The organism is Rummeliibacillus sp. JY-2-4R, from assembly GCF_053847205.1.
The window spans coordinates 93,387-120,314 of the sequence record NZ_CM132623.1 but is presented as its reverse complement, the minus strand read 5'-3'; the positions used below and the strand labels follow the sequence as shown (position 1 = coordinate 120,314).

General features: G+C 41.3%; 16 protein-coding genes, 11 tRNA genes and 6 rRNA genes. 3 read left to right on the top strand and 30 right to left on the bottom strand.

All coding sequences use genetic code 11. The features are described from left to right. Window positions 1-20: 20 nt before the first annotated feature. From ACWV26_RS00590 to ACWV26_RS00580, 3 genes are all read right to left on the bottom strand, one after another. On the bottom strand, window positions 21-1,319 hold the full coding sequence (locus ACWV26_RS00590; protein ID WP_455896476.1) for a M48 family metallopeptidase: 1,299 nt from the start codon (window positions 1,317-1,319) through the stop codon (window positions 21-23). A gap of 113 nt (window positions 1,320-1,432) precedes the next feature. Then, window positions 1,433-2,086 (bottom strand): SIMPL domain-containing protein, encoded by a 654-nt coding sequence (locus ACWV26_RS00585; protein WP_455896475.1) that lies wholly within the window; start codon window positions 2,084-2,086, stop codon window positions 1,433-1,435. A 743-nt stretch (window positions 2,087-2,829) separates the two neighbouring features. Next, a complete protein-coding gene (locus ACWV26_RS00580) occupies window positions 2,830-4,038 on the bottom strand; it encodes an MFS transporter (RefSeq protein WP_455896474.1) in 1,209 nt (402 codons plus the stop codon). 155 nt (window positions 4,039-4,193) lie between these two features. Between ACWV26_RS00580 and ACWV26_RS00575 the strand changes: the two genes are divergently transcribed. Continuing rightward, the gene (locus ACWV26_RS00575) at window positions 4,194-4,925 is read left to right on the top strand and encodes a DUF421 domain-containing protein (RefSeq protein ID WP_455896473.1); all 732 of its coding nucleotides are present in this window, start codon (window positions 4,194-4,196) and stop codon (window positions 4,923-4,925) included. Window positions 4,926-5,066: 141 nt separating this feature from the next. On the opposite strand, the gene ACWV26_RS00570 is transcribed toward ACWV26_RS00575, so the two are convergent. Beyond that, a complete protein-coding gene (locus ACWV26_RS00570; RefSeq protein ID WP_455896472.1) occupies window positions 5,067-5,483 on the bottom strand; it encodes a protein-tyrosine phosphatase family protein in 417 nt (138 codons plus the stop codon). Next, window positions 5,455-6,441: a carbohydrate kinase family protein gene (locus ACWV26_RS00565; RefSeq protein WP_455896471.1), complete on the bottom strand. Its 987-nt coding sequence runs from the start codon at window positions 6,439-6,441 to the stop codon at window positions 5,455-5,457. Before ACWV26_RS00565 ends, ACWV26_RS00570 begins: the two co-directional genes overlap by 29 nt. Window positions 6,442-6,644: 203 nt before the next feature. On the opposite strand from ACWV26_RS00565, the gene ACWV26_RS00560 reads away from it, so the two are divergent. Next, window positions 6,645-7,208 (top strand): GNAT family N-acetyltransferase, encoded by a 564-nt coding sequence (locus ACWV26_RS00560; RefSeq protein WP_455896470.1) that lies wholly within the window; start codon window positions 6,645-6,647, stop codon window positions 7,206-7,208. Window positions 7,209-7,262: 54 nt separating this feature from the next. On the opposite strand, the gene ACWV26_RS00555 is transcribed toward ACWV26_RS00560, so the two are convergent. After that, complete coding sequence (locus ACWV26_RS00555) at window positions 7,263-7,955, bottom strand: Crp/Fnr family transcriptional regulator (protein WP_455896469.1); 693 nt, start codon at window positions 7,953-7,955, stop codon at window positions 7,263-7,265. Between the two features lie 156 nt (window positions 7,956-8,111). Between ACWV26_RS00555 and ACWV26_RS00550 the strand changes: the two genes are divergently transcribed. Further along, window positions 8,112-9,002, top strand: coding sequence for an EamA family transporter (locus ACWV26_RS00550; RefSeq protein WP_455896468.1), 891 nt, complete (start codon window positions 8,112-8,114; stop codon window positions 9,000-9,002). 221 nt (window positions 9,003-9,223) lie between these two features. On the opposite strand, the gene ACWV26_RS00545 is transcribed toward ACWV26_RS00550, so the two are convergent. From ACWV26_RS00545 to folP, 24 genes are all read right to left on the bottom strand, one after another. After that, window positions 9,224-10,327 carry a DUF1648 domain-containing protein gene (locus tag ACWV26_RS00545; RefSeq protein ID WP_455896467.1) on the bottom strand — a complete coding sequence of 368 codons (1,104 nt, stop codon included), beginning with the start codon at window positions 10,325-10,327 and terminating at the stop codon, window positions 9,224-9,226. After that, entirely contained in the window at window positions 10,324-10,719 is a 396-nt protein-coding gene (locus ACWV26_RS00540) for a GntR family transcriptional regulator (protein ID WP_455896466.1), read from the bottom strand. Before ACWV26_RS00540 ends, ACWV26_RS00545 begins: the two co-directional genes overlap by 4 nt. Before the next feature lie 155 nt (window positions 10,720-10,874). Continuing rightward, window positions 10,875-10,991 (bottom strand): 5S ribosomal RNA (gene rrf, locus ACWV26_RS00535). A gap of 126 nt (window positions 10,992-11,117) precedes the next feature. Next, window positions 11,118-14,047 (bottom strand): 23S ribosomal RNA (locus ACWV26_RS00530). A gap of 181 nt (window positions 14,048-14,228) precedes the next feature. Continuing rightward, window positions 14,229-15,776, bottom strand: a 16S ribosomal RNA gene (locus ACWV26_RS00525). A 144-nt stretch (window positions 15,777-15,920) separates the two neighbouring features. Beyond that, window positions 15,921-15,996 (bottom strand) — tRNA-Ala (locus ACWV26_RS00520). A gap of 14 nt (window positions 15,997-16,010) precedes the next feature. Continuing rightward, window positions 16,011-16,087 (bottom strand) — tRNA-Pro (locus tag ACWV26_RS00515). A 3-nt stretch (window positions 16,088-16,090) separates the two neighbouring features. Further along, window positions 16,091-16,167, bottom strand: a tRNA-Arg gene (locus ACWV26_RS00510). Between the two features lie 39 nt (window positions 16,168-16,206). After that, window positions 16,207-16,295: transfer RNA gene (locus ACWV26_RS00505), tRNA-Leu, on the bottom strand. Between the two features lie 5 nt (window positions 16,296-16,300). Further along, window positions 16,301-16,375, bottom strand: a tRNA-Gly gene (locus tag ACWV26_RS00500). Window positions 16,376-16,426: 51 nt separating this feature from the next. After that, window positions 16,427-16,511, bottom strand: a tRNA-Leu gene (locus ACWV26_RS00495). A 15-nt stretch (window positions 16,512-16,526) separates the two neighbouring features. Beyond that, window positions 16,527-16,602, bottom strand: a tRNA-Lys gene (locus ACWV26_RS00490). Between the two features lie 16 nt (window positions 16,603-16,618). Then, a tRNA-Thr gene (locus tag ACWV26_RS00485) sits at window positions 16,619-16,694 on the bottom strand. An 11-nt stretch (window positions 16,695-16,705) separates the two neighbouring features. Then, a tRNA-Val gene (locus tag ACWV26_RS00480) sits at window positions 16,706-16,781 on the bottom strand. Window positions 16,782-16,788: 7 nt separating this feature from the next. Then, window positions 16,789-16,905, bottom strand: a 5S ribosomal RNA gene (rrf, locus tag ACWV26_RS00475). 126 nt (window positions 16,906-17,031) lie between these two features. Continuing rightward, window positions 17,032-19,961: ribosomal RNA gene (locus tag ACWV26_RS00470) — 23S ribosomal RNA — on the bottom strand. Between the two features lie 97 nt (window positions 19,962-20,058). Continuing rightward, window positions 20,059-20,134: transfer RNA gene (locus ACWV26_RS00465), tRNA-Ala, on the bottom strand. Between the two features lie 15 nt (window positions 20,135-20,149). Continuing rightward, window positions 20,150-20,226, bottom strand: a tRNA-Ile gene (locus tag ACWV26_RS00460). Between the two features lie 99 nt (window positions 20,227-20,325). Next, a 16S ribosomal RNA gene (locus ACWV26_RS00455) occupies window positions 20,326-21,873 on the bottom strand. Together the 16S, 23S and 5S rRNA genes with 11 tRNA genes alongside form the textbook arrangement of a ribosomal RNA operon. A 492-nt stretch (window positions 21,874-22,365) precedes the next feature. Beyond that, the gene (gene lysS, locus ACWV26_RS00450) at window positions 22,366-23,856 is read right to left on the bottom strand and encodes a lysine--tRNA ligase (protein ID WP_455896465.1); all 1,491 of its coding nucleotides are present in this window, start codon (window positions 23,854-23,856) and stop codon (window positions 22,366-22,368) included. Window positions 23,857-24,034: 178 nt separating this feature from the next. Then, window positions 24,035-25,063 (bottom strand): tRNA dihydrouridine synthase DusB, encoded by a 1,029-nt coding sequence (gene dusB, locus ACWV26_RS00445; RefSeq protein WP_455896464.1) that lies wholly within the window; start codon window positions 25,061-25,063, stop codon window positions 24,035-24,037. Between the two features lie 122 nt (window positions 25,064-25,185). After that, window positions 25,186-25,716, bottom strand: a complete 531-nt coding sequence (folK, locus tag ACWV26_RS00440) for a 2-amino-4-hydroxy-6-hydroxymethyldihydropteridine diphosphokinase (RefSeq protein ID WP_455896463.1) — start codon at window positions 25,714-25,716, stop codon at window positions 25,186-25,188. Continuing rightward, window positions 25,713-26,081, bottom strand: a complete 369-nt coding sequence (gene folB / locus ACWV26_RS00435) for a dihydroneopterin aldolase (protein ID WP_455896462.1) — start codon at window positions 26,079-26,081, stop codon at window positions 25,713-25,715. Before folB ends, folK begins: the two co-directional genes overlap by 4 nt. A gap of 19 nt (window positions 26,082-26,100) precedes the next feature. After that, window positions 26,101-26,928: a dihydropteroate synthase gene (gene folP / locus ACWV26_RS00430; protein WP_455896461.1), complete on the bottom strand. Its 828-nt coding sequence runs from the start codon at window positions 26,926-26,928 to the stop codon at window positions 26,101-26,103.

The window sequence follows — 26,928 nt, the reverse complement described above, 5'->3', positions numbered from 1 at the left end:
CTGAACAGCCTTTTATTTATCTATTTATTTTTCTTTCGTTCTTCTTTCTTTTCTTGCTCTATATCTGGATTTTGCTCATATACCTTATATATTCTTTCTAACATAGGTGGGTGTGTATATCGGAACCATTTCACAAGTAATGGCGGATTTACTTCACTTAGCCCAGCCTTCGTCAACTTTTGGAATGAAGTAACAGCTGCTGTATGATCTCCGGTTAAGTTAATGGCATAGTTATCTGCTCTACTTTCTTGGTATCTAGAAATATAATTAGACAATGGACTTGATGCAAATAGAAGAAAAGAAGTGACAAGTAAAAATAGTGGCATTGAATGCATATTCCCTAATTTATTGATTTTCAATCTACTTCCAAAGCGCGCTATAATCCAATTCATTATTTTTGCAGTAAGCCACAATCCGACAAATGATAATACTAAATAGCAAGCGATGCCGATATAAATATGCTTTTCTACATAATGTGCCATCTCATGTGCCATGATGAAAAGTATTTCTCTATCTGTTAAACGATTTAACGTTGTATCCCATAAAACAATTCGAGAATTACTTCCTACCCCTGTTACATAGGCATTCAATGCATTAGTCTTTTCTGCCATATTCACTTCATATACATGGTCTGCTGGTATATTAGCTTGCTCTGCTAAGGCGAGGATTTTAGTTTCTAATTCTTTATTTTGTAATGGGTAGAAATCATTATATAAGGGATCAATTACAACCGGTTGAATATACATAACAAAGATAGAAAAAGGAATAGATAAAAGCCATGCATATAGCCACCATTTCTTCGTGCTTTTTCTGATTAACCAATAAATCACTGACATGACTAATACAGATGTGACAAAATTAACACCAAAATCAATCAGCCCATCTTTAAACCAAGAAGAAAAAGCTTGCGTGCTAATGCCATAATCCTTGCTTAAATGATATCTGTAAAAATCTAATGGCCATAATACGATATACATCAGTAATGAAAGCCAAAATACATAAATCATCGTTTGGAAAAGAGTTGATTTAGCTCGTGAAATAGACCATTTTTCAAATAATCGAGAAACGCCAGCTAATAAGATAAAGAGGTATAAAAGCCATTCAAAAGGTGTTGCTACAAAGAAAAGGTAATTTCTTATTTTCGAATATTCGCCACTTAGAAGTAATTCATGTTGGGACATGAATACAGCTGGATCTGCTACCGTTCCCTTCAAAGCAGCAGGTATTTCTCCACTACTACTTTGAAAAATATAAAAGTACATTCCTACAGCATAAACGCTAAATAACAATAGCGCTACAATGCCTAGTCTTTTTGCCATGTCATCTCCACCTTGTTTAGTCTGTCCTATACTTTAGTGTAATCAACAGAAAAAAATTATAGAACACATTGGTTAAAATTGTTGTTATAAGGGTGTTATAAGCATTCATCAAACTAAAATTGAAATTTCACTCTTAAGTTTGCACTAATAGTCATAGTTCCTTGCTCGATTGGTGTTCCAAAGTTTTGGGTCGCTAAACTTGCTGATTTATAGACGATTGGAGGTTGAGCATTACTTTCTTCTACAATTTCAATTGGATGCGGAGGAATATGTAAATGCATAGTCTCTGTAATTGTCTTTGCTTTTATCTGTGCATCACGCAATGCAAGGGACAAGGCTTGGTTATAATAACGATCTTCATGATCAATTTTAAATTGTATGCTAGAAACACTATTTGCCCCATTTTTTACTGCCGTATCAAGGACATTTCCAACCTGGTTAATATCTCTTATCTTTACTGTTACGGCATTAGTGACTTCATATCCCCTAAAAACTTGTTTCCCATCGATGTAGTCATATTTTGGTGCAATATTATAAAGTGCTGTTTGAATATCCTCTCGAGAAATCCCAAGAGATAGTAGTGCTTGGATGACACGGTTCATCGTAGCAGCATTTTGTTGCCCTGCCGTCTTTACATCATCCCCTTGAGTAATAACTTCCACTTGGACTTGAGCATAGTTCGGCGCAACATCAATCTTTCCGGTGCCAGTTACTGTGATGACACGTATCTGATTACTTGGTACTTGATGAGGAATTTGATAATACACAAGGATTCCACCTTCCAAATTGTTCATACTGCTTATCCTATGCATCCTTTATTCAAAACTTGTCAATCAAAACACTTTTTGTACATAGTCAATTTCTTGGAGCACTGATTTCCAACAGTATTTTGTTTAAGCTATTCCTCTAATTGTTTAATGTTCATTTAATCTTGGTTAAGCTTTTGTTAATCATTGAAAAAAAAAGAGGAAACCCCGTTAATCAGAGTTTCCTCCATTCTTGTTAAAATTAAACACATCTATTAGTGAAAGAAGGGGGCTAAAAATAACATGATTACTGAACAGAAAATTAGAGAATTTCTAAGTCTTTTTGAAAGCTTCACCCTTCCTGATCCATTGTAAAACCCAGAAAATTGGAGTTTGTTTCTATACAATACAAAAAGCATCACAAGAATTGATAATCCAACTAACCAGGTACCTATGGTATTATCTACATTTATTCCAAAACTAGAATATACTAACTTTACAAAGGCACCCATTAAACCACCAAGTATAAGGAATATTACCATAATGCGAATAAATTCTAAGATTATTTTCAATTGAAACCATCCCCTTCTATCGTCTACTTATAATGGAGTGGCAGATCCATTCAGCTTCAACAATATTTTGGAGTATTAACTTTCTAAACCATATTTCCTAATCAATCTTTATTAAGCATTAGTTCATTTATCGATTAATGAAAAAAGATTCGATAAAAAAGATTCCTTAATTCATCGAAGGTTTTCTAAAAATCATGCTTTTGCTTTGTGATCTGCTGGGAGCCAAAATGCGACAAAAGCAAATATAGGCAGTACAGATATGAAAACCATAGTATCAAAAACACCATAATGGTCCATTAACATACCAATAACTACTGAACCAATCGCTCCCATACCAAAGGCAAGTCCAACTGTTAGACCTGCCATTGTGCCAACTTTGCTAGGCACTAACTCTTGTGCATAAATTACTGTAACAGAAAAACTTAACATAATGAAAAATCCTATCACAGTAAGGAAGACTATAACTAACCATAGCGGAACATATGGTAGTAAAAGAGCAAATGGCAATGGGACTAAAAATGATAACAAAATTACATTTTTCCTGCCTATCCGATCGGCCATTGGACCACCAAAAAACGTTCCAACCGCACCAACTGCAAGGAAGATAAAGATGAATAATTGCCCATTCTGAATAGTTAAATGATACTTATCCATTAAGTAAAAAATATAAAAGTTTGTCATGTTTGTAACGTAAAAGGAACGAATAAAAATTACAGCCATTAATAGACCAATGGCAATACCAACTTGCTTCTTCGTTAAGACAGGTAAATTAGAAACCAATACCTTTTTCTTTTTCGTTACACGTTCCTCTTCTAATTGTTCTTTATACCAAGACGATATCCGTGAAGTTAGCAGAATTCCGGCAGCTGCAACAATTAAAAACCATGCTGCTCCAATTTGACCAAATGGTACTAACACAAAGGCACTTATAAGTGGGGCTAAAGCTTGTCCAGAATTACCACCCACTTGATAAATAGATTGTGATAAGCCACGTTTTGGTCCTGCAGCCATAAAGCTAACTTTGGAACCTTCAGGGTGGAAAATAGCAGATCCTAATCCTAAGAATATGACTGATAAAAGAATCAACCAATAATTCGAAGCAACTGCAATCCCAGCAAGACCTATAAAAGTACAACTCATTCCTAATGGCAATGCGTATGGCTTTGGATTGCGGTCACTAAAGAAACCTACAACTGGTTGTAATACAGAAGATGTCATATTTAAAACAAATGTTATAAGTCCAAGCTGAGTAAAAGTTAAGCCTATTCCCTTTTCTAAAATAGGAAACATCGCAGGTACAACAGCTTGCATCGTATCATTAAAAAGGTGACAAATACCGATTGCCACCATAATAGGATAAATAGGATTTCCTAGACTCGTCCTTGCTAATGTTGTTGACATAATAAGATCTCACTTCCTTAATATTCGAATGTTCAAATAAATTTGATGCTACAATTATAACAATTTTTCAACAATTAATAATGTTTAAGGTGAGAATATCCTCTTTTTTAATGTTCATACTAAGCATGTGTTTAGAAAGAGGAGTGATTAAAACAATGGATAACTTCTTTGAATTGAATTTTTGGGAGATGATGCTAAGAACAACACTTTCTTTTATAGTATTGCTCTTATTAGCGCGTCTACTCGGTAAAAAACAATTAAGTCAACTTACTTATTTCCACTATATTACCGGCATTACGATTGGTTCAACAGCTGCTCAAATCGCTTCAGTGGAAGAAACTCCATTTATGGATGGTCTCGTTTCATTGGTATGGTGGTCAATCTTAACCATTTTAGCAAGTTTTATTGCACTTAAGTCCACCAAGCTAAGGTTTCTCATTGATGGTAGCCCAACAATTATTATCAAAAATGGAGAGATTTCCGTTCAGGCGATGAAAACATCCAAACTCCATATGGATGATCTGCTAATGATGTTGCGTGAGAAATCCGTTTTTTCAATTAAGGACGTACACTATGCAATCTTAGAAACAAATGGAGAACTCAGTATCCTATTGAAACCTGCTGAACAACCTGCTACAAAGCAAAATGTAAATGCGGATGTCTCGATTCCACCACATATTCCAGTTGAGGTAGTTGCTGAGGGGAAAATCGTGCGAAGCTCAATGGAAGAATTAAATTTAACAGATGATTGGTTAATAAAAAAACTCAAGAAAAAGGATATAGAAAATATTGAAGAAGTCTTTTATGCACAATTTCAACCAGATGGCTCTTTGTATATATGTACCCGAGAAGAAAATAAGTCAACAAAGAATGATAAAACAGAATAATTACCCATTTTAGCAAGCAGCATTATTCCCTATAATTCCCCAGGAAATATTCTCATAAATCGACATAATCCCCTTATTTTAGATTATTGAAAAAGGAGTTATACTATTTTAAGTATAACTCCTTTTTCTCATCCATATATTTTATTCAAAAATTTGTTTTAATGCTTTTTTCATTGGTTCCCGTACATTAACTTTGGAACGGATTTCTTTTGCCTTTTGTTCTGCCTCTTCAACTGTTTTTGCCTGTCCAATTTCTAATAATGTTGCCGTTGCAAGTGTACCCGCTCGGCCACTCCCACTTCCGCAATGAAAGAATACTTTTTTGTCATTGTTGTACGCATTCATTACTTCGTTTAATGCATACAAAATGGATGGAATAATTTTTTCTTCCTCATCTGCAATAGGTGCATGAATTCGATTGTAATCTACTTTTTCAGGTTCTTTCAATCGTAAATCAATTACTACATCAATATTTTCGTTTGCAATGGCTGTTTGTGCATCAGCTACTCCCCCAAAGAAAATACGATTATCAACTAATTGCTGATAGTTCTTTTCCACATGTATCCTCCTCATGAAGCAATTCTTTAATCTCTTCATAATGTGGCATGGCTGTAATAGCACCTGCTTTTGTGGCAGCATATGCACCTAATTTGTTAGCAAAACGAACGTAATGATACGCTTCATCTATTGTCTTTGGCATACCATGTAGATGAACTTGGCGAAGTACACCGGCCATAAATGCATCACCTGCACCTGTAGTATCTACACAGTTAATTTTAATAGAGGGTACATGTTTTATTTCATTATTAAATACAACATATGCTCCATTTTCACCTACAGTAATCAAAGTTAATGGAATATCGAACTCTTTTAGTGCTTGAATTCCATCCTCCATTGTTTTTGTTTGTGTTAAAAAGAGCATTTCTTCAACTGCTAACTTCAATAAATCAGCATCTTTTAAGAAAGCTGCTATTGTATCATGACAAACTTTTGGACTTTCCCATCTTAAAGGACGAATATTCGCATCCATTGCTATAAGCGTATTGTGTTTTTTTGCTAATGCAACCGCCGCCTTTGTAGTTTCTAAAGCAATTGGATGGAACATAGTATTTGAACAAAAATTAAAGATTGAAGCACGTTTAAAAGCTTCTTCTTGCAAGTGAATTGTTTCTACTTGAAGATCAGGTGTATCATCCATATAATTTGTAAAAATACGTTCACGTTCTTCCGTTAAATGAACGTGAACACCACTTACCCGCTTTTCTGGAATGATCTTAGCATAATTCATGATAACACCTTCGTGATCTAGTTCATTGCGAACAAACTCAGATGTTTCATCATCTCCTGTTACCGTGATTAGCGCAGCAGGAGCACCTATTCGGCTAATACCGGCAGCTACATTGACAGTTGCCCCACCCAAAAACTTTGTAAACGATGTATTAGTTGTATCATTGGCTATAAAATCAACAAATGCATCCCCATAGACGAGAACGAATTCTTTACTGGACTCTAACATGTCGAAACTCCTTCACAAGATATCTTATATCTATCCTACCATGAAGTCTGACAACACAAAAGTAAATTAAGTAACAATTTAGGTAAAAAATCATAAGATACGAAGAAATACACTGACTTTTGGATAAATTCGTCAAAACATATCAGCTTCTTTAGCAAAAATATTCCACTTTGATATACTAGTTGTTAAAGGAGATAGATATTATGAGTATTACTGTAAGACCTGCACAATTGGCAGACGCTCCCTTTGCGGCACCTTTAATCGTTGATGCTATTGGCGAAATTGCGAACCGCCTTACAGGAGAAGATGATCCCCAAGCTATCCTTAATGAATTAGAAATGTTATTTAAGCAAGAGGATAATCGTCATTCCTATAAAAATACGTATATAGCTGAAATCAAAGGAAATGTCGCGGGAATAATGGTAGTCTACAGCGGGGATTTAGCACCAACATTAGATCAAAATTTAGAAGAGTGGTTAGCAGCAAAACATGCAGATACTCAAACCATAGAAGTTGAGGCACATACAGACGAATTCTATATCGATACTATTTGCACGGCCCCACTATTTCGTGGTCATGGTGTTGGCACCACTTTGCTAAAGTATGCAGACAACGTAGCAATAGAAAATGGCTATCGTAAAGTATCCCTAAATGTCGAAAAACATAAGGATCGCGCTCGTCATCTTTATGAAAAAATGGGATTTGTTTATGCAGAGCCATGGATGATTATTGGTGAGGAATTTGATCATATGGTGAAGAAAGTTTAAATTACTCTCTTTGAAAAAAAGATGACCATCATTTCGGTCATCTTTTTTCATTGCTCATTCATATCGAATCCCCTTCGACATTTTCTCTAATGCTTGTTCATTTAATATTCGAATGGCCTTTTTGCTTTTGTTGATTATTCCCCGCTCACTTAAATGTTGAATGACCCGATTTAAATGCCTATGGGTTGTACCCAGTAAGTCAGCAATTTCCCCAATATTTGCGGTTTGTAATTCTAAACCAAACTCATTATCAGGAGTAGTAGTGGATAATAGATAACTTGCAAAGCGATCTTCCACCGAAGAAAGTAGGTTGACTCGAGAAGCCGTGGTACCTGTTTGAAGTTTGTAGCTTAGAGCCTTCAATAGGTCTTGTAAAAACAATGGATTACTCATTTCATTCATATAAATATAGTCAAATGGTAATGCTATACATAAACAATTGGTTATTGCTGTTATTTGTGATTGAACAGGTACATGACGGATTAGTTCTACATCTCCAATAATTGAGAGAGGATGACTGAATCGTAGTAATAGGGATTTCCCCGTTTCTACGCTTGAAGTCGCCTTGACCTTACCCTCAACTAAATAAAGAAGTGTATGAAGTTCAACGCCCTCATTTAGTATAATTTCTCCTGCGCAATATTTTTGAAGGACAAATGGTGTTGAATGAATATCTGAGAAAATTTCTTCGAAGTTATATTTGGTCAACTTTTCAAAAAGTAACGATACGTCCTCAATTATTTTCATAGATTATCCCCCTTTTGGACATATGTCCTTTTTCATTATAGTTTGAGTTGTTATGATGATAAAAGCAAAAAGTGCCATATAGCGCATTTTTTCAATTAATTTATACGATTCGTGTTATAATTTTTCTTTGGTATTTTTAAATACAGGAGTGTCTATATGAACAAAAATTTAATATTTCCATTGCTTATTGTACTGGGTTCGAGTTCTTATGGGATTTTATCAACAATTATTAAAGTTGCAATGCAACACGGCTTTAAAACAGAGGAAGCAGTGACAAGCCAGTATGTAATCGGCTTTATACTAGCATTGATTCTTTTTATCTGTACTCACCGTTCTTTACCAAAAGTAACTGGTAAAGGCTTTTTAATTATTATGCTGTCAGGTCTTATAACTGGGAACACTGGTATTGTTTATGGACAAGCAGTTCGCTACCTACCCGCTTCTCTTGCAGTAGTAATGCTCTTCCAATTTACATGGATTGGCCTTTTCTTAGATTGCATACTTCATCGTCGGAGGCCCACACGTAATGAGCTAATCTCACTTGTATTTCTTGTAATTGGTACAATTTTAGCCGCTGGAATTTTAGATGTCGATTTAAGCGGTCTCGATTGGCGTGGATGGGCATTTGGTTTTGCTTCAGCCCTTAGCTTTGCTTGCTTTATGCAATTTAATTCTAGACCTGTAGAAGGAGTATCAACAATTGGTCGTATGACAATTATGTCGTTCTTTGCTATGGTCATGATTTGCCTTTTCCAAACACCTGAAATCATAGTAAACGGCAAACTATTTGAAACGCAATTACTTTACTACGGTCTAGCCCTAGGGTTTTTCGGTATTATTTTGCCAATTTTATTGTTCACCATATCCGTTCCAAGAGTTGGAGGAGGATTAGCTTCTATATTAAGCGCGATGGAATTACCTGTTGCTATAATGGCATCTGTAATAGTACTTCATGAGAAACTAACAATTCTTCAAGTATGTGGTATCGTCTTAGTATTAGTCGGTATGTCTTTACCTACCCTTTTACAAAAAAGGCCTTCGAAGTAAAGGCTTCACATTTATTTTGCAAACTCTCTTCTTTTTCCACAATGAATCGGCAAAAGAAGGGAGTTTTTTAATTGTTTCTGTGAATAATCGAAAATTTATTATAAATTAATTGTTCAACAAAAAGAGCCAGCCTTAATAATCGTTGTTATCAACGATATATTAAAAACTGGCTCATTAAAGACATTTTCAAAAGTATTACCTTCTGTTAAGAGAGCTTCTTACTAGCTAGAAAAAAACGCAATGAAAAGAATAATAATAAGTGGGACAAATACTAACAAATAGCTCATAGGTCTAGCAAAATTGATTGTCCATCCTATTCCGAATCTCTTTTCTACAAAGAGGGATGAATCATCCTTATTGAAATAAAGTAATCCACCTTTCCAATAACGATCCTCATCTACATCCATTACCCCGTTAGGATAGTTTAGATACTTATTCTTTTTCTCCAAACTACTAACTTTAATGGAGAAAATAATGCTCCCCACAAGAATGACCACCATAAAAATGATAAAGATAGTTAGCATTATTCCTTGCCCAATTACATTATGGTGTATAGTAGTTAATTGAAGAAGACTAAATAACATCGTAATTAGCAAGGCTGTTAAAAACATAAACCAACTTGTATATTTTCTTTTTTCTATTTGTTTTCGAGTAGATTCTTTTGTATTAATGACACTTATTTTAATACCAGATATTTTAGTTCCCTGACTCATAGCTGCAAACATAATTTGCAAAACAAGCATCATAAGAGGTAATGATATTGCAGTAAAAGGGTTCTTCTCAGTAAAAGCATTAGGCTCTCCATTTGCCCCCCAATGTGTTGGGATTTGTTCAGGGAGTAAAGGATATTGAGAATAAGTATAAATAATTAATATCAATGGGATAACTACTAAACCGATATAATAAGCAAGAGGCAACATTTCATCTTTCCCTCGTAATGAGGTGTCCACTAATTTCACCTCTTTTAAATCTATTCCCCATTGCTGTTGTTGCTTTTCTAACTGCAATTTACGATGGAAATACGCGTAAAATAGCATACTCATAATGATTAATAGAAACAATAAAGAAGTGCCGACGATAACCTGAAGGTCGTCATTACTTGGAATAAGAAGGCACCAAACAATATATCCAATGAACATTACAATCCAAATAGATGCTAAAGCCATACTATAGATTCTTTTTACTCGCTTTACCATTATATGATTTATAAATGTTGCGGGAATAGAAACGCCAAATACTACTGTTTTTTTCACCATATATGGAATGAATATTTGTACTAGACCTGTAAACACAAGCATAATAATTGATATTCCAAAACCCATCATTTTTCAACCTCCTCATTTAAGTTATCCATAATCCTACCAATTAAAGTTTCGAAATCGCTCATCTCTAATCCTTTGACGACTCCTTCAGCAACGACAGGTCGCAGCATTTTCTCTATATAGTCTAATTGCTGTACACTATCACTACTCTTTTTACCAATTACGTTCACAATTGCGCCTGATTTAGGAACAATAGAAATTAGGCCTTTCCTTTCTAATTCATGATAGCTTTTGTTAACTGTATGCATATTTACACCTAAATCAGCTGCAAGCATTCGTACAGAAGGTAGTGATTCTCCTTGCTTTATATTCTTATTGGCAATGCCTTCAATTATTTGCTGCGTTAGTTGTGTATAAATAGGGACATCTGAATTTGGTTCTATTTGTAGAAACACTTTATCCCTCCTATCTGTTATGCAATTAGTATAACAGATTCTGTTCTATATTGTATATAACAAGATGCAAGTGATTCGTCTTTTCTTTTAGCTTTGTATGTATATTTTTTAACATAAAAAAGCACAACTGAATAATCAGTTGTGCTTTAGTGTGTGCCTAGCAACGTCCTACTCTCGCAGGGGGACAGCCCCCAACTACCATTGGCGCTAAAGAGCTTAACTTCTGTGTTCGGCATGGGAACAGGTGTGACCTCTTTGCCATCATTACTAGACTATGTATCCTTCTTAAGGACAAGAATTATTTTATCACTTATCTAAAGAAAAGTCAATATTTTTTTGATAAGCTAATTATTCTTTCAAAACTGGATAAACTTTCATTGAAGTTCTTAAAATAACGTTTGGTTAAGTCCTCGATCTATTAGTATTCGTCAGCTCCATGTGTCACCACACTTCCACCTCGAACCTATCTACCTTGTCGTCTTCAAGGGATCTTACTTACTTGCGTAATGGGAAATCTCATCTTGAGGGGGGCTTCATGCTTAGATGCTTTCAGCACTTATCCCGTCCACACATAGCTACCCAGCGATGCTCTTGGCAGAACAACTGGTACACCAGCGGTGTGTCCATCCCGGTCCTCTCGTACTAAGGACAGCTCCTCTCAAATTTCCTACGCCCACGACGGATAGGGACCGAACTGTCTCACGACGTTCTGAACCCAGCTCGCGTACCGCTTTAATGGGCGAACAGCCCAACCCTTGGGACCGACTACAGCCCCAGGATGCGATGAGCCGACATCGAGGTGCCAAACCTCCCCGTCGATGTGGACTCTTGGGGGAGATAAGCCTGTTATCCCCGGGGTAGCTTTTATCCGTTGAGCGATGGCCCTTCCATGCGGAACCACCGGATCACTAAGCCCGTCTTTCGACCCTGCTCGACTTGTAGGTCTCGCAGTCAAGCTCCCTTGTGCCTTTACACTCTGCGAATGATTTCCAACCATTCTGAGGGAACCTTTGGGCGCCTCCGTTACTCTTTAGGAGGCGACCGCCCCAGTCAAACTGTCCGCCTGACACTGTCTCCTACCCCGATATAGGGGTACGGGTTAGAATTTCAATACAGCTGGGGTAGTATCCCAAGGACGCCTCCACCGAAGCTGGCGCTCCGGTATCTCAGGCTCCTACCTATCCTGTACAAGCTGTACCAAAATTCAATATCAGGCTACAGTAAAGCTCCACGGGGTCTTTCCGTCCTGTCGCGGGTAACCTGCATCTTCACAGGTACTATAATTTCACCGAGTCTCTCGTTGAGACAGTGCCCAGATCGTTACGCCTTTCGTGCGGGTCGGAACTTACCCGACAAGGAATTTCGCTACCTTAGGACCGTTATAGTTACGGCCGCCGTTTACTGGGGCTTCGGTTCTCACCTTCGCTTACGCTAAGCAATCCCCTTAACCTTCCAGCACCGGGCAGGCGTCAGCCCCTATACGTCACCTTACGGTTTTGCAGAGACCTGTGTTTTTGCTAAACAGTCGCCTGGGCCTATTCACTGCGGCTCTCTCGGGCTTGCACCCTACTAGAGCACCCCTTCTCCCGAAGTTACGGGGTCATTTTGCCGAGTTCCTTAACGAGAGTTCTCTCGCTCACCTTAGGATTCTCTCCTCGACTACCTGTGTCGGTTTGCGGTACGGGCACCTCCTACCTCGCTAGAGGCTTTTCTTGACAGTGTGAAATCAGGAACTTCGCGGTAAACCGCTCGCCATCATAGCTCAACGTTATAGAGAGCGGATTTGCCTACTCTCACGCCTTACTATTTAGACGCACATAACCAACAGTGCGCTTACCCTATCCTACTGTGTCCCCCCATTACTCAAATGGTAGGGAGGTGGTACAGGAATATCAACCTGTTATCCATCGCCTACGCCTATCGGCCTCGGCTTAGGTCCCGACTAACCCTGAGAGGACGAGCCTTCCTCAGGAAACCTTAGTCATTCGGTGGATGGGATTCTCACCCATCTTTCGCTACTCATACCGGCATTCTCACTTCTAAGCGCTCCACCAGTCCTTCCGGTCTGACTTCACAGCACTTAGAACGCTCTCCTACCACAGACATCATAGATGTCTATCCACAGCTTCGGTGAATTGTTTAGCCCCGATACATTTTCGGCGCAGCGTCACTCGACCAGTGAGCTATTACGCACTCTTTAAATGGTGGCTGCTTCTGAGCCAACATCCTGGTTGTCTAAGCAACGTCACATCCTTTTCCACTTAACAATTACTTTGGGACCTTAGCTGGTGGTCTGGGCTGTTTCCCTTTTGACTACGGATCTTATCACTCGCAGTCTGACTCCCGTGCATAAATCATTGGCATTCGGAGTTTGTCTGAATTCGGTAATCCGGGATGGACCCCTAGTTCAAACAGTGCTCTACCTCCAAGATTCTCTATCACGAGGCTAGCCCTAAAGCTATTTCGGAGAGAACCAGCTATCTCCAAGTTCGATTGGAATTTCTCCGCTACCCACACCTCATCCCCGCACTTTTCAACGTGCGTGGGTTCGGGCCTCCAGTAAGTGTTACCTTACCTTCACCCTGGACATGGGTAGATCACCTGGTTTCGGGTCTACAACCACATACTCATTCGCCCTATTCAGACTCGCTTTCGCTACGGCTCCGTCTTTTCAACTTAACCTTGCATGTAATCGTAACTCGCCGGTTCATTCTACAAAAGGCACGCTATCACCCATTAACGGGCTCTAACTACTTGTAGGCACATGGTTTCAGGATCTCTTTCACTCCCCTCCCGGGGTGCTTTTCACCTTTCCCTCACGGTACTGGTTCACTATCGGTCACTAGAGAGTATTTAGCCTTAGGAGATGGTCCTCCCAGATTCCGACGGAATTTCACGTGTTCCGCCGTACTCAGGATCCACTCAGGAGAGAATGAACTTTTGACTACAGGACTGTTACCTTCTTCGGTAGGTCTTTCCAAACCGCTTCGTCTAATTCATTCCTTTGTAACTCCATATAGAGTGTCCTACAACCCCAAGAGGCAAGCCTCTTGGTTTGGGCTGTTCCCGTTTCGCTCGCCGCTACTAAGGGAATCGAAATTTCTTTCTCTTCCTTCAGGTACTTAGATGTTTCAGTTCCCTGAGTCTGCCATCATGACGCTATGTATTCACGTCAAGATACTATTCCATTACGAATAGTGGGTTTCCCCATTCGGAAATCTCCGGATCAAAGCTTACTTACAGCTCCCCGAAGCATATCGGTGTTAGTGCCGTCCTTCATCGGCTTCTAGTGCCAAGGCATCCGCCATGCGCCCTTAATAACTTAACCTATAAGTTATTAAGCCTAAAAATTTAAAACTTAATATAAAAAAATGTGTTACTTAAGAATTTTTCAATGTCGTTTTATCCAGTTTTCAAAGAACAATGTTTTGAAAGCGATGAGCCTTCAAAACTGAACAGCAAGCGTTAATCTTAGAGAACCACGTTCTCTATTCCGAAATATTCCTTAGAAAGGAGGTGATCCAGCCGCACCTTCCGATACGGCTACCTTGTTACGACTTCACCCCAATCATCTATCCCACCTTCGGCGGCTGGCCCCAAAAGGTTACCTCACCGACTTCGGGTGTTACAAACTCTCGTGGTGTGACGGGCGGTGTGTACAAGGCCCGGGAACGTATTCACCGCGGCATGCTGATCCGCGATTACTAGCGATTCCGGCTTCATGTAGGCGAGTTGCAGCCTACAATCCGAACTGAGAACGGTTTTATGAGATTAGCGTGCTCTCGCGAGTTAGCGACTCTTTGTACCGTCCATTGTAGCACGTGTGTAGCCCAGGTCATAAGGGGCATGATGATTTGACGTCATCCCCACCTTCCTCCGGTTTGTCACCGGCAGTCACCTTAGAGTGCCCAACTAAATGATGGCAACTAAGATTAAGGGTTGCGCTCGTTGCGGGACTTAACCCAACATCTCACGACACGAGCTGACGACAACCATGCACCACCTGTCACCAATGTCCCCGAAGGGAAAACTCTATCTCTAGAGCGGTCACTGGGATGTCAAGACCTGGTAAGGTTCTTCGCGTTGCTTCGAATTAAACCACATGCTCCACCGCTTGTGCGGGCCCCCGTCAATTCCTTTGAGTTTCAACCTTGCGGTCGTACTCCCCAGGCGGAGTGCTTAATGCGTTAGCTGCAGCACTAAGGGGCGGAAACCCCCTAACACTTAGCACTCATCGTTTACGGCATGGACTACCAGGGTATCTAATCCTGTTTGCTCCCCATGCTTTCGCGCCTCAGCGTCAGTTACAGACCAGAAAGTCGCCTTCGCCACTGGTGTTCCTCCAAATCTCTACGCATTTCACCGCTACACTTGGAATTCCACTTTCCTCTTCTGCACTCAAGTCTCCCAGTTTCCAATGACCCTCCACGGTTGAGCCGTGGGCTTTCACATCAGACTTAAGAAACCACCTGCGCGCGCTTTACGCCCAATAAATCCGGACAACGCTTGCCACCTACGTATTACCGCGGCTGCTGGCACGTAGTTAGCCGTGGCTTTCTAATAAGGTACCGTCAAGGTACGTTCATTTCCTAACGTACTTGTTCTTCCCTTACAACAGAGTTTTACGATCCGAAAACCTTCATCACTCACGCGGCGTTGCTCCATCAGACTTTCGTCCATTGTGGAAGATTCCCTACTGCTGCCTCCCGTAGGAGTTTGGGCCGTGTCTCAGTCCCAATGTGGCCGATCACCCTCTCAGGTCGGCTATGCATCGTCGCCTTGGTAGGCCGTTACCCCACCAACTAGCTAATGCACCGCGGGCCCATCCTGTAGTGACGCGAAAGCGCCTTTCAACATTTCACCATGAAGTGAAATGGATTATCCGGTATTAGCTCCGGTTTCCCGAAGTTATCCCAGTCTACAGGGCAGGTTGCCCACGTGTTACTCACCCGTCCGCCGCTAAATTAGAGGAGCAAGCTCCTCGTCATTCGCTCGACTTGCATGTATTAGGCACGCCGCCAGCGTTCGTCCTGAGCCAGGATCAAACTCTCCATAAAAGTAAAGTTTGAAAGCTCATTAGCTTTGCTAGCGTATCATCAAAGATGATATCTATAGTTTGTCCTTGTCACTAACAGAAGTTAGTGAACAAAGTTTATTGATTAACGTCTTGCTTGTTCAGTTTTCAAGGTTCATAAAATAATTGGTGGAGCCTAGCGGGATCGAACCGCTGACCTCCTGCGTGCAAGGCAGGCGCTCTCCCAGCTGAGCTAAGGCCCCAATATAATTTTAAATGGTCGGGAAGACAGGATTCGAACCTGCGACCCCTTGGTCCCAAACCAAGTGCTCTACCAAGCTGAGCTACTTCCCGATATGGTGCGCCCAGCAGAAGTCGAATCCACAACCTTCTGATCCGTAGTCAGACGCTCTATCCAGTTGAGCTATGGGCGCATATTTTATATTAATTATTGCTTATATGTTAAATAAAGATGGTGCCGAGGACCGGAATCGAACCGGTACGGTAGTCACCTACCGCAGGATTTTAAGTCCTGTGCGTCTGCCAGTTCCGCCACCCCGGCATATTTGGAGCGGAAGACGGGGTTCGAACCCGCGACCCCCACCTTGGCAAGGTGATGTTCTACCACTGAACTACTTCCGCATATGCTTCAAGTTTTTTTAAAATCTGGCAATTATAAAGTTTTAGAATAAATGGTGCGGGTGAAGGGAGTCGAACCCCCACGCCTTGCGGCGCTAGATCCTAAGTCTAGTGCGTCTGCCAATTCCGCCACACCCGCTAGGTTTATTTAAAATGGTGAGTCATGCAGGATTCGAACCAGCGACCCTCTGATTAAAAGTCAGATGCTCTACCAACTGAGCTAATGACTCACTTTAAAATAGAATATGGTGCCGGCGAAAGGAGTCGAACCCTCGACCTACTGATTACAAGTCAGTTGCTCTACCAACTGAGCTACACCGGCAAATTAAAATATGGTGGAGGATGACGGGATCGAACCGCCGACCCCCTGCTTGTAAGGCAGGTGCTCTCCCAGCTGAGCTAATCCTCCATATTCAGCCTAGCAACGTCCTACTCTCGCAGGGGGACAGCCCCCAACTACCATTGGCGCTAAAGAGCTTAACTTCTGTGTTCGGCATGGGAACAGGTGTGACCTCTTTGCCATCATTACTAGACTATGTATCCTTCTTAAGGACAAGAATTATTTTATCACTTATCTAAAGAAAAGTCAATATTTTTTTGATAAGCTAATTATTCTTTCAAAACTGGATAAACTTTCATTGAAGTTCTTAAAATAACGTTTGGTTAAGTCCTCGATCTATTAGTATTCGTCAGCTCCATGTGTCACCACACTTCCACCTCGAACCTATCTACCTTGTCGTCTTCAAGGGATCTTACTTACTTGCGTAATGGGAAATCTCATCTTGAGGGGGGCTTCATGCTTAGATGCTTTCAGCACTTATCCCGTCCACACATAGCTACCCAGCGATGCTCTTGGCAGAACAACTGGTACACCAGCGGTGTGTCCATCCCGGTCCTCTCGTACTAAGGACAGCTCCTCTCAAATTTCCTACGCCCACGACGGATAGGGACCGAACTGTCTCACGACGTTCTGAACCCAGCTCGCGTACCGCTTTAATGGGCGAACAGCCCAACCCTTGGGACCGACTACAGCCCCAGGATGCGATGAGCCGACATCGAGGTGCCAAACCTCCCCGTCGATGTGGACTCTTGGGGGAGATAAGCCTGTTATCCCCGGGGTAGCTTTTATCCGTTGAGCGATGGCCCTTCCATGCGGAACCACCGGATCACTAAGCCCGTCTTTCGACCCTGCTCGACTTGTAGGTCTCGCAGTCAAGCTCCCTTGTGCCTTTACACTCTGCGAATGATTTCCAACCATTCTGAGGGAACCTTTGGGCGCCTCCGTTACTCTTTAGGAGGCGACCGCCCCAGTCAAACTGTCCGCCTGACACTGTCTCCTACCCCGATATAGGGGTACGGGTTAGAATTTCAATACAGCTGGGGTAGTATCCCAAGGACGCCTCCACCGAAGCTGGCGCTCCGGTATCTCAGGCTCCTACCTATCCTGTACAAGCTGTACCAAAATTCAATATCAGGCTACAGTAAAGCTCCACGGGGTCTTTCCGTCCTGTCGCGGGTAACCTGCATCTTCACAGGTACTATAATTTCACCGAGTCTCTCGTTGAGACAGTGCCCAGATCGTTACGCCTTTCGTGCGGGTCGGAACTTACCCGACAAGGAATTTCGCTACCTTAGGACCGTTATAGTTACGGCCGCCGTTTACTGGGGCTTCGGTTCTCACCTTCGCTTACGCTAAGCAATCCCCTTAACCTTCCAGCACCGGGCAGGCGTCAGCCCCTATACGTCACCTTACGGTTTTGCAGAGACCTGTGTTTTTGCTAAACAGTCGCCTGGGCCTATTCACTGCGGCTCTCTCGGGCTTGCACCCTACTAGAGCACCCCTTCTCCCGAAGTTACGGGGTCATTTTGCCGAGTTCCTTAACGAGAGTTCTCTCGCTCACCTTAGGATTCTCTCCTCGACTACCTGTGTCGGTTTGCGGTACGGGCACCTCCTACCTCGCTAGAGGCTTTTCTTGACAGTGTGAAATCAGGAACTTCGCGGTAAACCGCTCGCCATCATAGCTCAACGTTATAGAGAGCGGATTTGCCTACTCTCACGCCTTACTATTTAGACGCACATAACCAACAGTGCGCTTACCCTATCCTACTGTGTCCCCCCATTACTCAAATGGTAGGGAGGTGGTACAGGAATATCAACCTGTTATCCATCGCCTACGCCTATCGGCCTCGGCTTAGGTCCCGACTAACCCTGAGAGGACGAGCCTTCCTCAGGAAACCTTAGTCATTCGGTGGATGGGATTCTCACCCATCTTTCGCTACTCATACCGGCATTCTCACTTCTAAGCGCTCCACCAGTCCTTCCGGTCTGACTTCACAGCACTTAGAACGCTCTCCTACCACAGACATCATAGATGTCTATCCACAGCTTCGGTGAATTGTTTAGCCCCGATACATTTTCGGCGCAGCGTCACTCGACCAGTGAGCTATTACGCACTCTTTAAATGGTGGCTGCTTCTGAGCCAACATCCTGGTTGTCTAAGCAACGTCACATCCTTTTCCACTTAACAATTACTTTGGGACCTTAGCTGGTGGTCTGGGCTGTTTCCCTTTTGACTACGGATCTTATCACTCGCAGTCTGACTCCCGTGCATAAATCATTGGCATTCGGAGTTTGTCTGAATTCGGTAATCCGGGATGGACCCCTAGTTCAAACAGTGCTCTACCTCCAAGATTCTCTATCACGAGGCTAGCCCTAAAGCTATTTCGGAGAGAACCAGCTATCTCCAAGTTCGATTGGAATTTCTCCGCTACCCACACCTCATCCCCGCACTTTTCAACGTGCGTGGGTTCGGGCCTCCAGTAAGTGTTACCTTACCTTCACCCTGGACATGGGTAGATCACCTGGTTTCGGGTCTACAACCACATACTCATTCGCCCTATTCAGACTCGCTTTCGCTACGGCTCCGTCTTTTCAACTTAACCTTGCATGTAATCGTAACTCGCCGGTTCATTCTACAAAAGGCACGCTATCACCCATTAACGGGCTCTAACTACTTGTAGGCACATGGTTTCAGGATCTCTTTCACTCCCCTCCCGGGGTGCTTTTCACCTTTCCCTCACGGTACTGGTTCACTATCGGTCACTAGAGAGTATTTAGCCTTAGGAGATGGTCCTCCCAGATTCCGACGGAATTTCACGTGTTCCGCCGTACTCAGGATCCACTCAGGAGAGAATGAACTTTTGACTACAGGACTGTTACCTTCTTCGGTAGGTCTTTCCAAACCGCTTCGTCTAATTCATTCCTTTGTAACTCCATATAGAGTGTCCTACAACCCCAAGAGGCAAGCCTCTTGGTTTGGGCTGTTCCCGTTTCGCTCGCCGCTACTAAGGGAATCGAAATTTCTTTCTCTTCCTTCAGGTACTTAGATGTTTCAGTTCCCTGAGTCTGCCATCATGACGCTATGTATTCACGTCAAGATACTATTCCATTACGAATAGTGGGTTTCCCCATTCGGAAATCTCCGGATCAAAGCTTACTTACAGCTCCCCGAAGCATATCGGTGTTAGTGCCGTCCTTCATCGGCTTCTAGTGCCAAGGCATCCGCCATGCGCCCTTAATAACTTAACCTATAAGTTATTAAGCCTAAAAATTTAAAACTTAATATAAAAAAATGTGTTACTTAAGAATTTTTCAATGTCGTTTTATCCAGTTTTCAAAGAACAATTGGTGGAGCCTAGCGGGATCGAACCGCTGACCTCCTGCGTGCAAGGCAGGCGCTCTCCCAGCTGAGCTAAGGCCCCAAAAGAGTATTTAAATGGTGGGCCTAAATGGACTCGAACCATCGACCTCACGCTTATCAGGCGTGCGCTCTAACCAGCTGAGCTATAGGCCCCTTTTGAGATTAAATATTAATGAAAGTGATGAACCTTCAAAACTGAACAGCAAGCGTTAATCTAGAGAACCACGTTCTCTATTCCGAAATATTCCTTAGAAAGGAGGTGATCCAGCCGCACCTTCCGATACGGCTACCTTGTTACGACTTCACCCCAATCATCTATCCCACCTTCGGCGGCTGGCCCCAAAAGGTTACCTCACCGACTTCGGGTGTTACAAACTCTCGTGGTGTGACGGGCGGTGTGTACAAGGCCCGGGAACGTATTCACCGCGGCATGCTGATCCGCGATTACTAGCGATTCCGGCTTCATGTAGGCGAGTTGCAGCCTACAATCCGAACTGAGAACGGTTTTATGAGATTAGCGTGCTCTCGCGAGTTAGCGACTCTTTGTACCGTCCATTGTAGCACGTGTGTAGCCCAGGTCATAAGGGGCATGATGATTTGACGTCATCCCCACCTTCCTCCGGTTTGTCACCGGCAGTCACCTTAGAGTGCCCAACTAAATGATGGCAACTAAGATTAAGGGTTGCGCTCGTTGCGGGACTTAACCCAACATCTCACGACACGAGCTGACGACAACCATGCACCACCTGTCACCAATGTCCCCGAAGGGAAAACTCTATCTCTAGAGCGGTCACTGGGATGTCAAGACCTGGTAAGGTTCTTCGCGTTGCTTCGAATTAAACCACATGCTCCACCGCTTGTGCGGGCCCCCGTCAATTCCTTTGAGTTTCAACCTTGCGGTCGTACTCCCCAGGCGGAGTGCTTAATGCGTTAGCTGCAGCACTAAGGGGCGGAAACCCCCTAACACTTAGCACTCATCGTTTACGGCATGGACTACCAGGGTATCTAATCCTGTTTGCTCCCCATGCTTTCGCGCCTCAGCGTCAGTTACAGACCAGAAAGTCGCCTTCGCCACTGGTGTTCCTCCAAATCTCTACGCATTTCACCGCTACACTTGGAATTCCACTTTCCTCTTCTGCACTCAAGTCTCCCAGTTTCCAATGACCCTCCACGGTTGAGCCGTGGGCTTTCACATCAGACTTAAGAAACCACCTGCGCGCGCTTTACGCCCAATAAATCCGGACAACGCTTGCCACCTACGTATTACCGCGGCTGCTGGCACGTAGTTAGCCGTGGCTTTCTAATAAGGTACCGTCAAGGTACGTTCATTTCCTAACGTACTTGTTCTTCCCTTACAACAGAGTTTTACGATCCGAAAACCTTCATCACTCACGCGGCGTTGCTCCATCAGACTTTCGTCCATTGTGGAAGATTCCCTACTGCTGCCTCCCGTAGGAGTTTGGGCCGTGTCTCAGTCCCAATGTGGCCGATCACCCTCTCAGGTCGGCTATGCATCGTCGCCTTGGTAGGCCGTTACCCCACCAACTAGCTAATGCACCGCGGGCCCATCCTGTAGTGACGCGAAAGCGCCTTTCAACATTTCACCATGAAGTGAAATGGATTATCCGGTATTAGCTCCGGTTTCCCGAAGTTATCCCAGTCTACAGGGCAGGTTGCCCACGTGTTACTCACCCGTCCGCCGCTAAATTAGAGGAGCAAGCTCCTCGTCATTCGCTCGACTTGCATGTATTAGGCACGCCGCCAGCGTTCGTCCTGAGCCAGGATCAAACTCTCCATAAAAGTAAAGTTTGAAAGCTCATTAGCTTTGCTAGCGTATCATCAAAGATGATATCTATAGTTTGTCCTTGTCACTAACAGAAGTTAGTGAACAAAGTTTATTGATTAACGTCTTGCTTGTTCAGTTTTCAAGGTTCATATAATCACCCGTAAGCGACTTAATTATTATATCAAACAAGGAATTGTTTGTCAAGGACTTTTTCATTTTCGATTCTTTTATAATTAAGTTTACTCATTTGAGCGACTTAATTATTATACCAATTTATCAATTCAGCGTCAATAACTTTTTTTAAAAGTCTCTTTCGTAATGACATGCTAACTAAATTAGCAACTCATTTAATATACCACTATATTATTTTGCTTGCAAGCTTTTTATTAAAAAGTTATATACCCTTATTCACTCGTTGATTAACACCATTACTAATTTACATACAAAAATACAAATAACGACGTTCTAATAGTGCATAGAACGTCGTTGCTTGATTTTTTTAAAGATTAATCACGTGATCGCATTAATGGGAACAGTAAAACATCACGAATAGATTGAGAGTTTGTTAAAAGCATGATTAAGCGGTCAATACCAATACCTAACCCACCAGTAGGAGGCATACCATATTCTAATGCTTCTAAGAAGTCTTCATCCATTTCGTGTGCTTCATCATTACCTAGTTCTTTTTCACGCATTTGCGCTTCGAAGCGTTCACGTTGATCGATTGGATCATTCAATTCTGTGAATGCATTTGCATGTTCACGTCGTACAATAAATAATTCAAAACGGTCAGTGAAACGAGGGTCTTCTGGATTTTTCTTTGCAAGTGGAGAAATTTCCACAGGATGACCATATACAAAAGTAGGTTGTACCAATGTTTCTTCTACTTTTTGTTCAAAGAATTCATTGATAATATGTCCAACTTCCATAGTATCCTTGATTTCAATATGGTGTTCGCGTGCAAATGTTTGTGCTTCTTCTTTCGTCATTTCTTTCCAGAAGTCTACGCCTGTAGCTTCTTTTACTGCATCTACCATGTGTAGACGTTTCCAACCTTTTGAAAGATCGATTGTATCTTCACCATATTGAATTTGAGTTGTACCTAGAACTTCTTCTGCAACATGAACAAATAAATCTTCGGTCAAATCCATGATGTCGTGGAAGTCTGCGAATGCTTCATATAGCTCAAGTAATGTAAACTCTGGGTTATGGCGAGTAGATACTCCTTCGTTACGGAATACACGGCCAATTTCATATACTTTTTCAAGTCCACCTACAATTAGGCGTTTTAGGTATAGTTCAATCGCTATACGCATATACATCGTTGCATCTAATGCATTGTGATGAGTAACGAACGGACGAGCTGCTGCACCACCAGCTACTGAATTCAACATTGGTGTTTCAACCTCTAAATAGCCTTTTCTATCTAAGAAACTTCGGATTGAACGAATAATTTGGCTACGAGTGATGAAAGTGTTTTTACTACTTTCATTTGTGATTAAATCTAAGTAGCGTTGACGGTAACGTTGTTCTACGTCTTGTAAACCATGGTATTTCTCAGGTAATGGACGTAATGATTTAGAAAGGAAAGTGAATTCTAATGCTTTAATAGTTAATTCACCAACATGTGTTTTGAAGATTGTCCCTTTAATCCCAACAATATCACCAAGATCAGCATGTTTAAAAATATCGTAAGCTTCTTCACCAATTGCATCTTTTCGTACATAAATTTGGATTTGTCCGCCTATATCTTGGATATTTGCAAATCCCACTTTTCCTTTACTACGTTTTGTCATAATACGACCAGCAATAATAACTTCTTCTGGATGTTCGTTTTCTTCTAAATCTTCTTTTGAAAGATCTGCATATTGTTCTTTTAATTCGTTTGATAGATGTGTACGTTCAAAACGTTGACCGAATGGATCTAACCCTTTTTCTTTTATAGAATCCATCTTTTGACGTCTCACCAAAAGTTGGTCGTTTAATTCTTCTGCCACGATTTTCACTCCTTATATTTGTTCCGCTAAGCAGTCCATAATGTACTTATTGTACACAATTTTCACTAACGATTCACGTCTTTCTACTCATTTTCCCCATTAACCCTTACTTTATATGCAATAAAGAGGAAAAAGTCGCCACTTATTTAGCGGCGACTTTTAGTTTTTCATAGGGCTCTTAGCCAATCTGAATAGATTTAGAAGCTGCATCGCTTTCTTCGATTTCTTCAACAAGTTCGTTTAAAATTGTTCGTAATTCTAGTGCTGTTTCAGCATGGTTGATAAGATTACGAGCTTTTCCGTTACCACGAACACCTTTTAAATACCAAGAAGCGTGTTTTCGCATTTCGCGAACAGCAATTACTTCCCCTTTTAGTTGCATTAAGCGTTCAAAGTGTAATAAGCAAACATCAATCTTTTCACGGATTGGCGGCTCTGGCATTAATTTGCCTGATTCTAAGTATTCAACTGTACGATAAATCATCCATGGATCTCCTAGCGCAGCTCGACCTATCATTACACCATCTGCACCAGTATAATCTAGTAATCGTTTTGCATCTTCTGGAGTTTCAACATCGCCATTACCAATGAACGGGATACTAATGTTTTCTTTTACTTCTTTCAGGATATCCCAGTTTGCTTTTCCTTCATACATTTGAAGTCGGGTACGCCCATGCATAGCAATAGCTGAAGCACCTGCACGTTCTGCTGCCTTTGCGTTTTCTACTGCAAAGACATGGTCATCATCCCAGCCGATACGCATTTTACAGCTAACTGGCTTATCTACAGCATCAACAACTGCAGATACCATTTCATAAATTTTATTCGGATCTAATAACCACTTTGCTCCTGCTTCACATTTAATAATCTTGTTAACAGGGCAACCCATATTGATATCGATAATATCAGCTGTCGTATACTTATCTACGTATTGAGCTGCTTCTACTAATGTTTCCCTATCTCCTCCAAAAATTTGTAGAGATAACGGATTTTCACGTTCATCAATATAAAGCATGCTCATCGTTTTATTATTGCGTTGAACAATTCCTTTATCTGAAATCATTTCTGCATATACTAAACCTGCTCCGAATTCTTTAACAGTTAAACGGAAAGCAGAGTTACAAACTCCTGCCATAGGTGCTAGTACGACACGATTGTTCATAACGATATCGCCAATTTTGAACGGTTTTTCTTGTACTGAAGTCACCGTTTTTCCTCCTTCTATTAAGGTGAATCTTAGCTTTAACCTTTTATAAAATTTATTTCAAAAGGTTACTATTTTTTGTTTGGCTCCTTGCCAAAAATCTGGCAATATTTGAATTCATCTACTTATACATTTTCACTTTCTGAATTGATGAATTCTTGAGTATTAGAAATTGACTTCCATCGTCTAATACCTTCTGTCCCAACATGAGAGAGAAGGCTTTTAAATGGTTCATTTGTTTTAGGGTATTTCAACTCTGGTTCAATTTCAACTAGCGGTACGAGAACAAATGCACGCTCGTGCATACGAGCATGAGGTACGATTAATGTCTCTGTTTCAATATTGTCGTGATTATAAAGTAAAATGTCAAGGTCTATCGTTCTTGGACCCCAGCGAATAATTCGTACTCTTTTTAACTCCTGTTCTACTTCTTGACATACTTCAAGTAATTCCTCTGCTGTTAATGTAGTATGCACAAGAATTACCATATTCAAGAATAAATCTTGATCTACATAGCCAACTGGATCTGTTTCATAGATAGAAGATACTTTAATAACATCAATAGCATCATATTTTTGTAATAGTTGCACTGCATGACACAAACTCACTTCTCTATCACCCATATTAGATCCTAGTGAGATATAAGCTTTGTTCATGCAAACACCCCTCTAGTAATTTCTACAGATACTTCTTTATAGTTACCTGGAATGGGTGGATCAGGCTTTATAACTTCCACACGAATTCCACTTACGTAAGCTTGATATGTTTTGAGTATTTCCTGAGCAATTTTCTCCGCGACTGTCTCAATTAGTTTAAAAGGTTTTCCTTCAACAATCTCTTTGCAAATTTCATAGACTTCTGCATAGCTCACTGTGTTACCAAGATTATCCGTTTCGCCAGCATGCTTCAAATCACAAGCTATAGATAGCGTTACCCGAAAACGTTGGCCCAATTTTGTTTCTTCAGGTAAGACGCCGTGATATCCGTAAAACTCCATATCCTTAACATGAATATAATCCATTTGTTCCTCCTATAGGCTCTTACTTCAATGCATCCATCATTTTCATCATTCGTGCAATTGGTTTCACATCATGTACACGAACCATATGGCAACCTTTATCTGCACCGTAACAACAGGTTGCTCCTGTGCCTTCCATTCGTTCATCCACAGGAAGGTCAAGTACTGTTCCAATCATACGTTTGCGTGATGTTGCTAGTAATACTGGATAGCCCATGTCTACTAGTTCAGGCAATGCTTTCATCATTTCGATGTTTTGCTCATGAGATTTAACAAAACCAATACCAGGGTCTAACCAAATATACTCATCTTTTACACCGGCATTATGCGCAATTTTTATGCTTTTATCTAAATCTGATTTAGCATCTTTCCAGAAATCTTCACCATATTCTTCATTTGTACGATTATGCATTAAAATAATAGGTACTTCGAGTTCTGCCGCTACCCTTGCAATTTCAGAATCATATTGTGCTCCCCAGATATCATTAATGATATGCGCACCTGCTTCAATAGCAGCGCGTGCCACTTCTGATTTAAATGTATCTACTGAGATTAATACATCCACTTCTGCACGAATAGCCTTAATTGCAGGGATGATTCGTGACAACTCTTCCTCTGCGGTAACTGGTGTATGACCTGGTCTAGTAGATTCACCACCAATATCAATAATCTTGGCACCATCTGCAACCATTTCCTTAGCATGCATTACTGCATTTTCAACGGAATTAAATTTTCCTCCATCTGAAAATGAGTCAGGCGTTACATTTAAAATTCCCATAACAAATGTTTCTTTTGCGAAATCTAATTTATGACCATCGATTGTTAATATTTTATATTTATCTAAATTCAT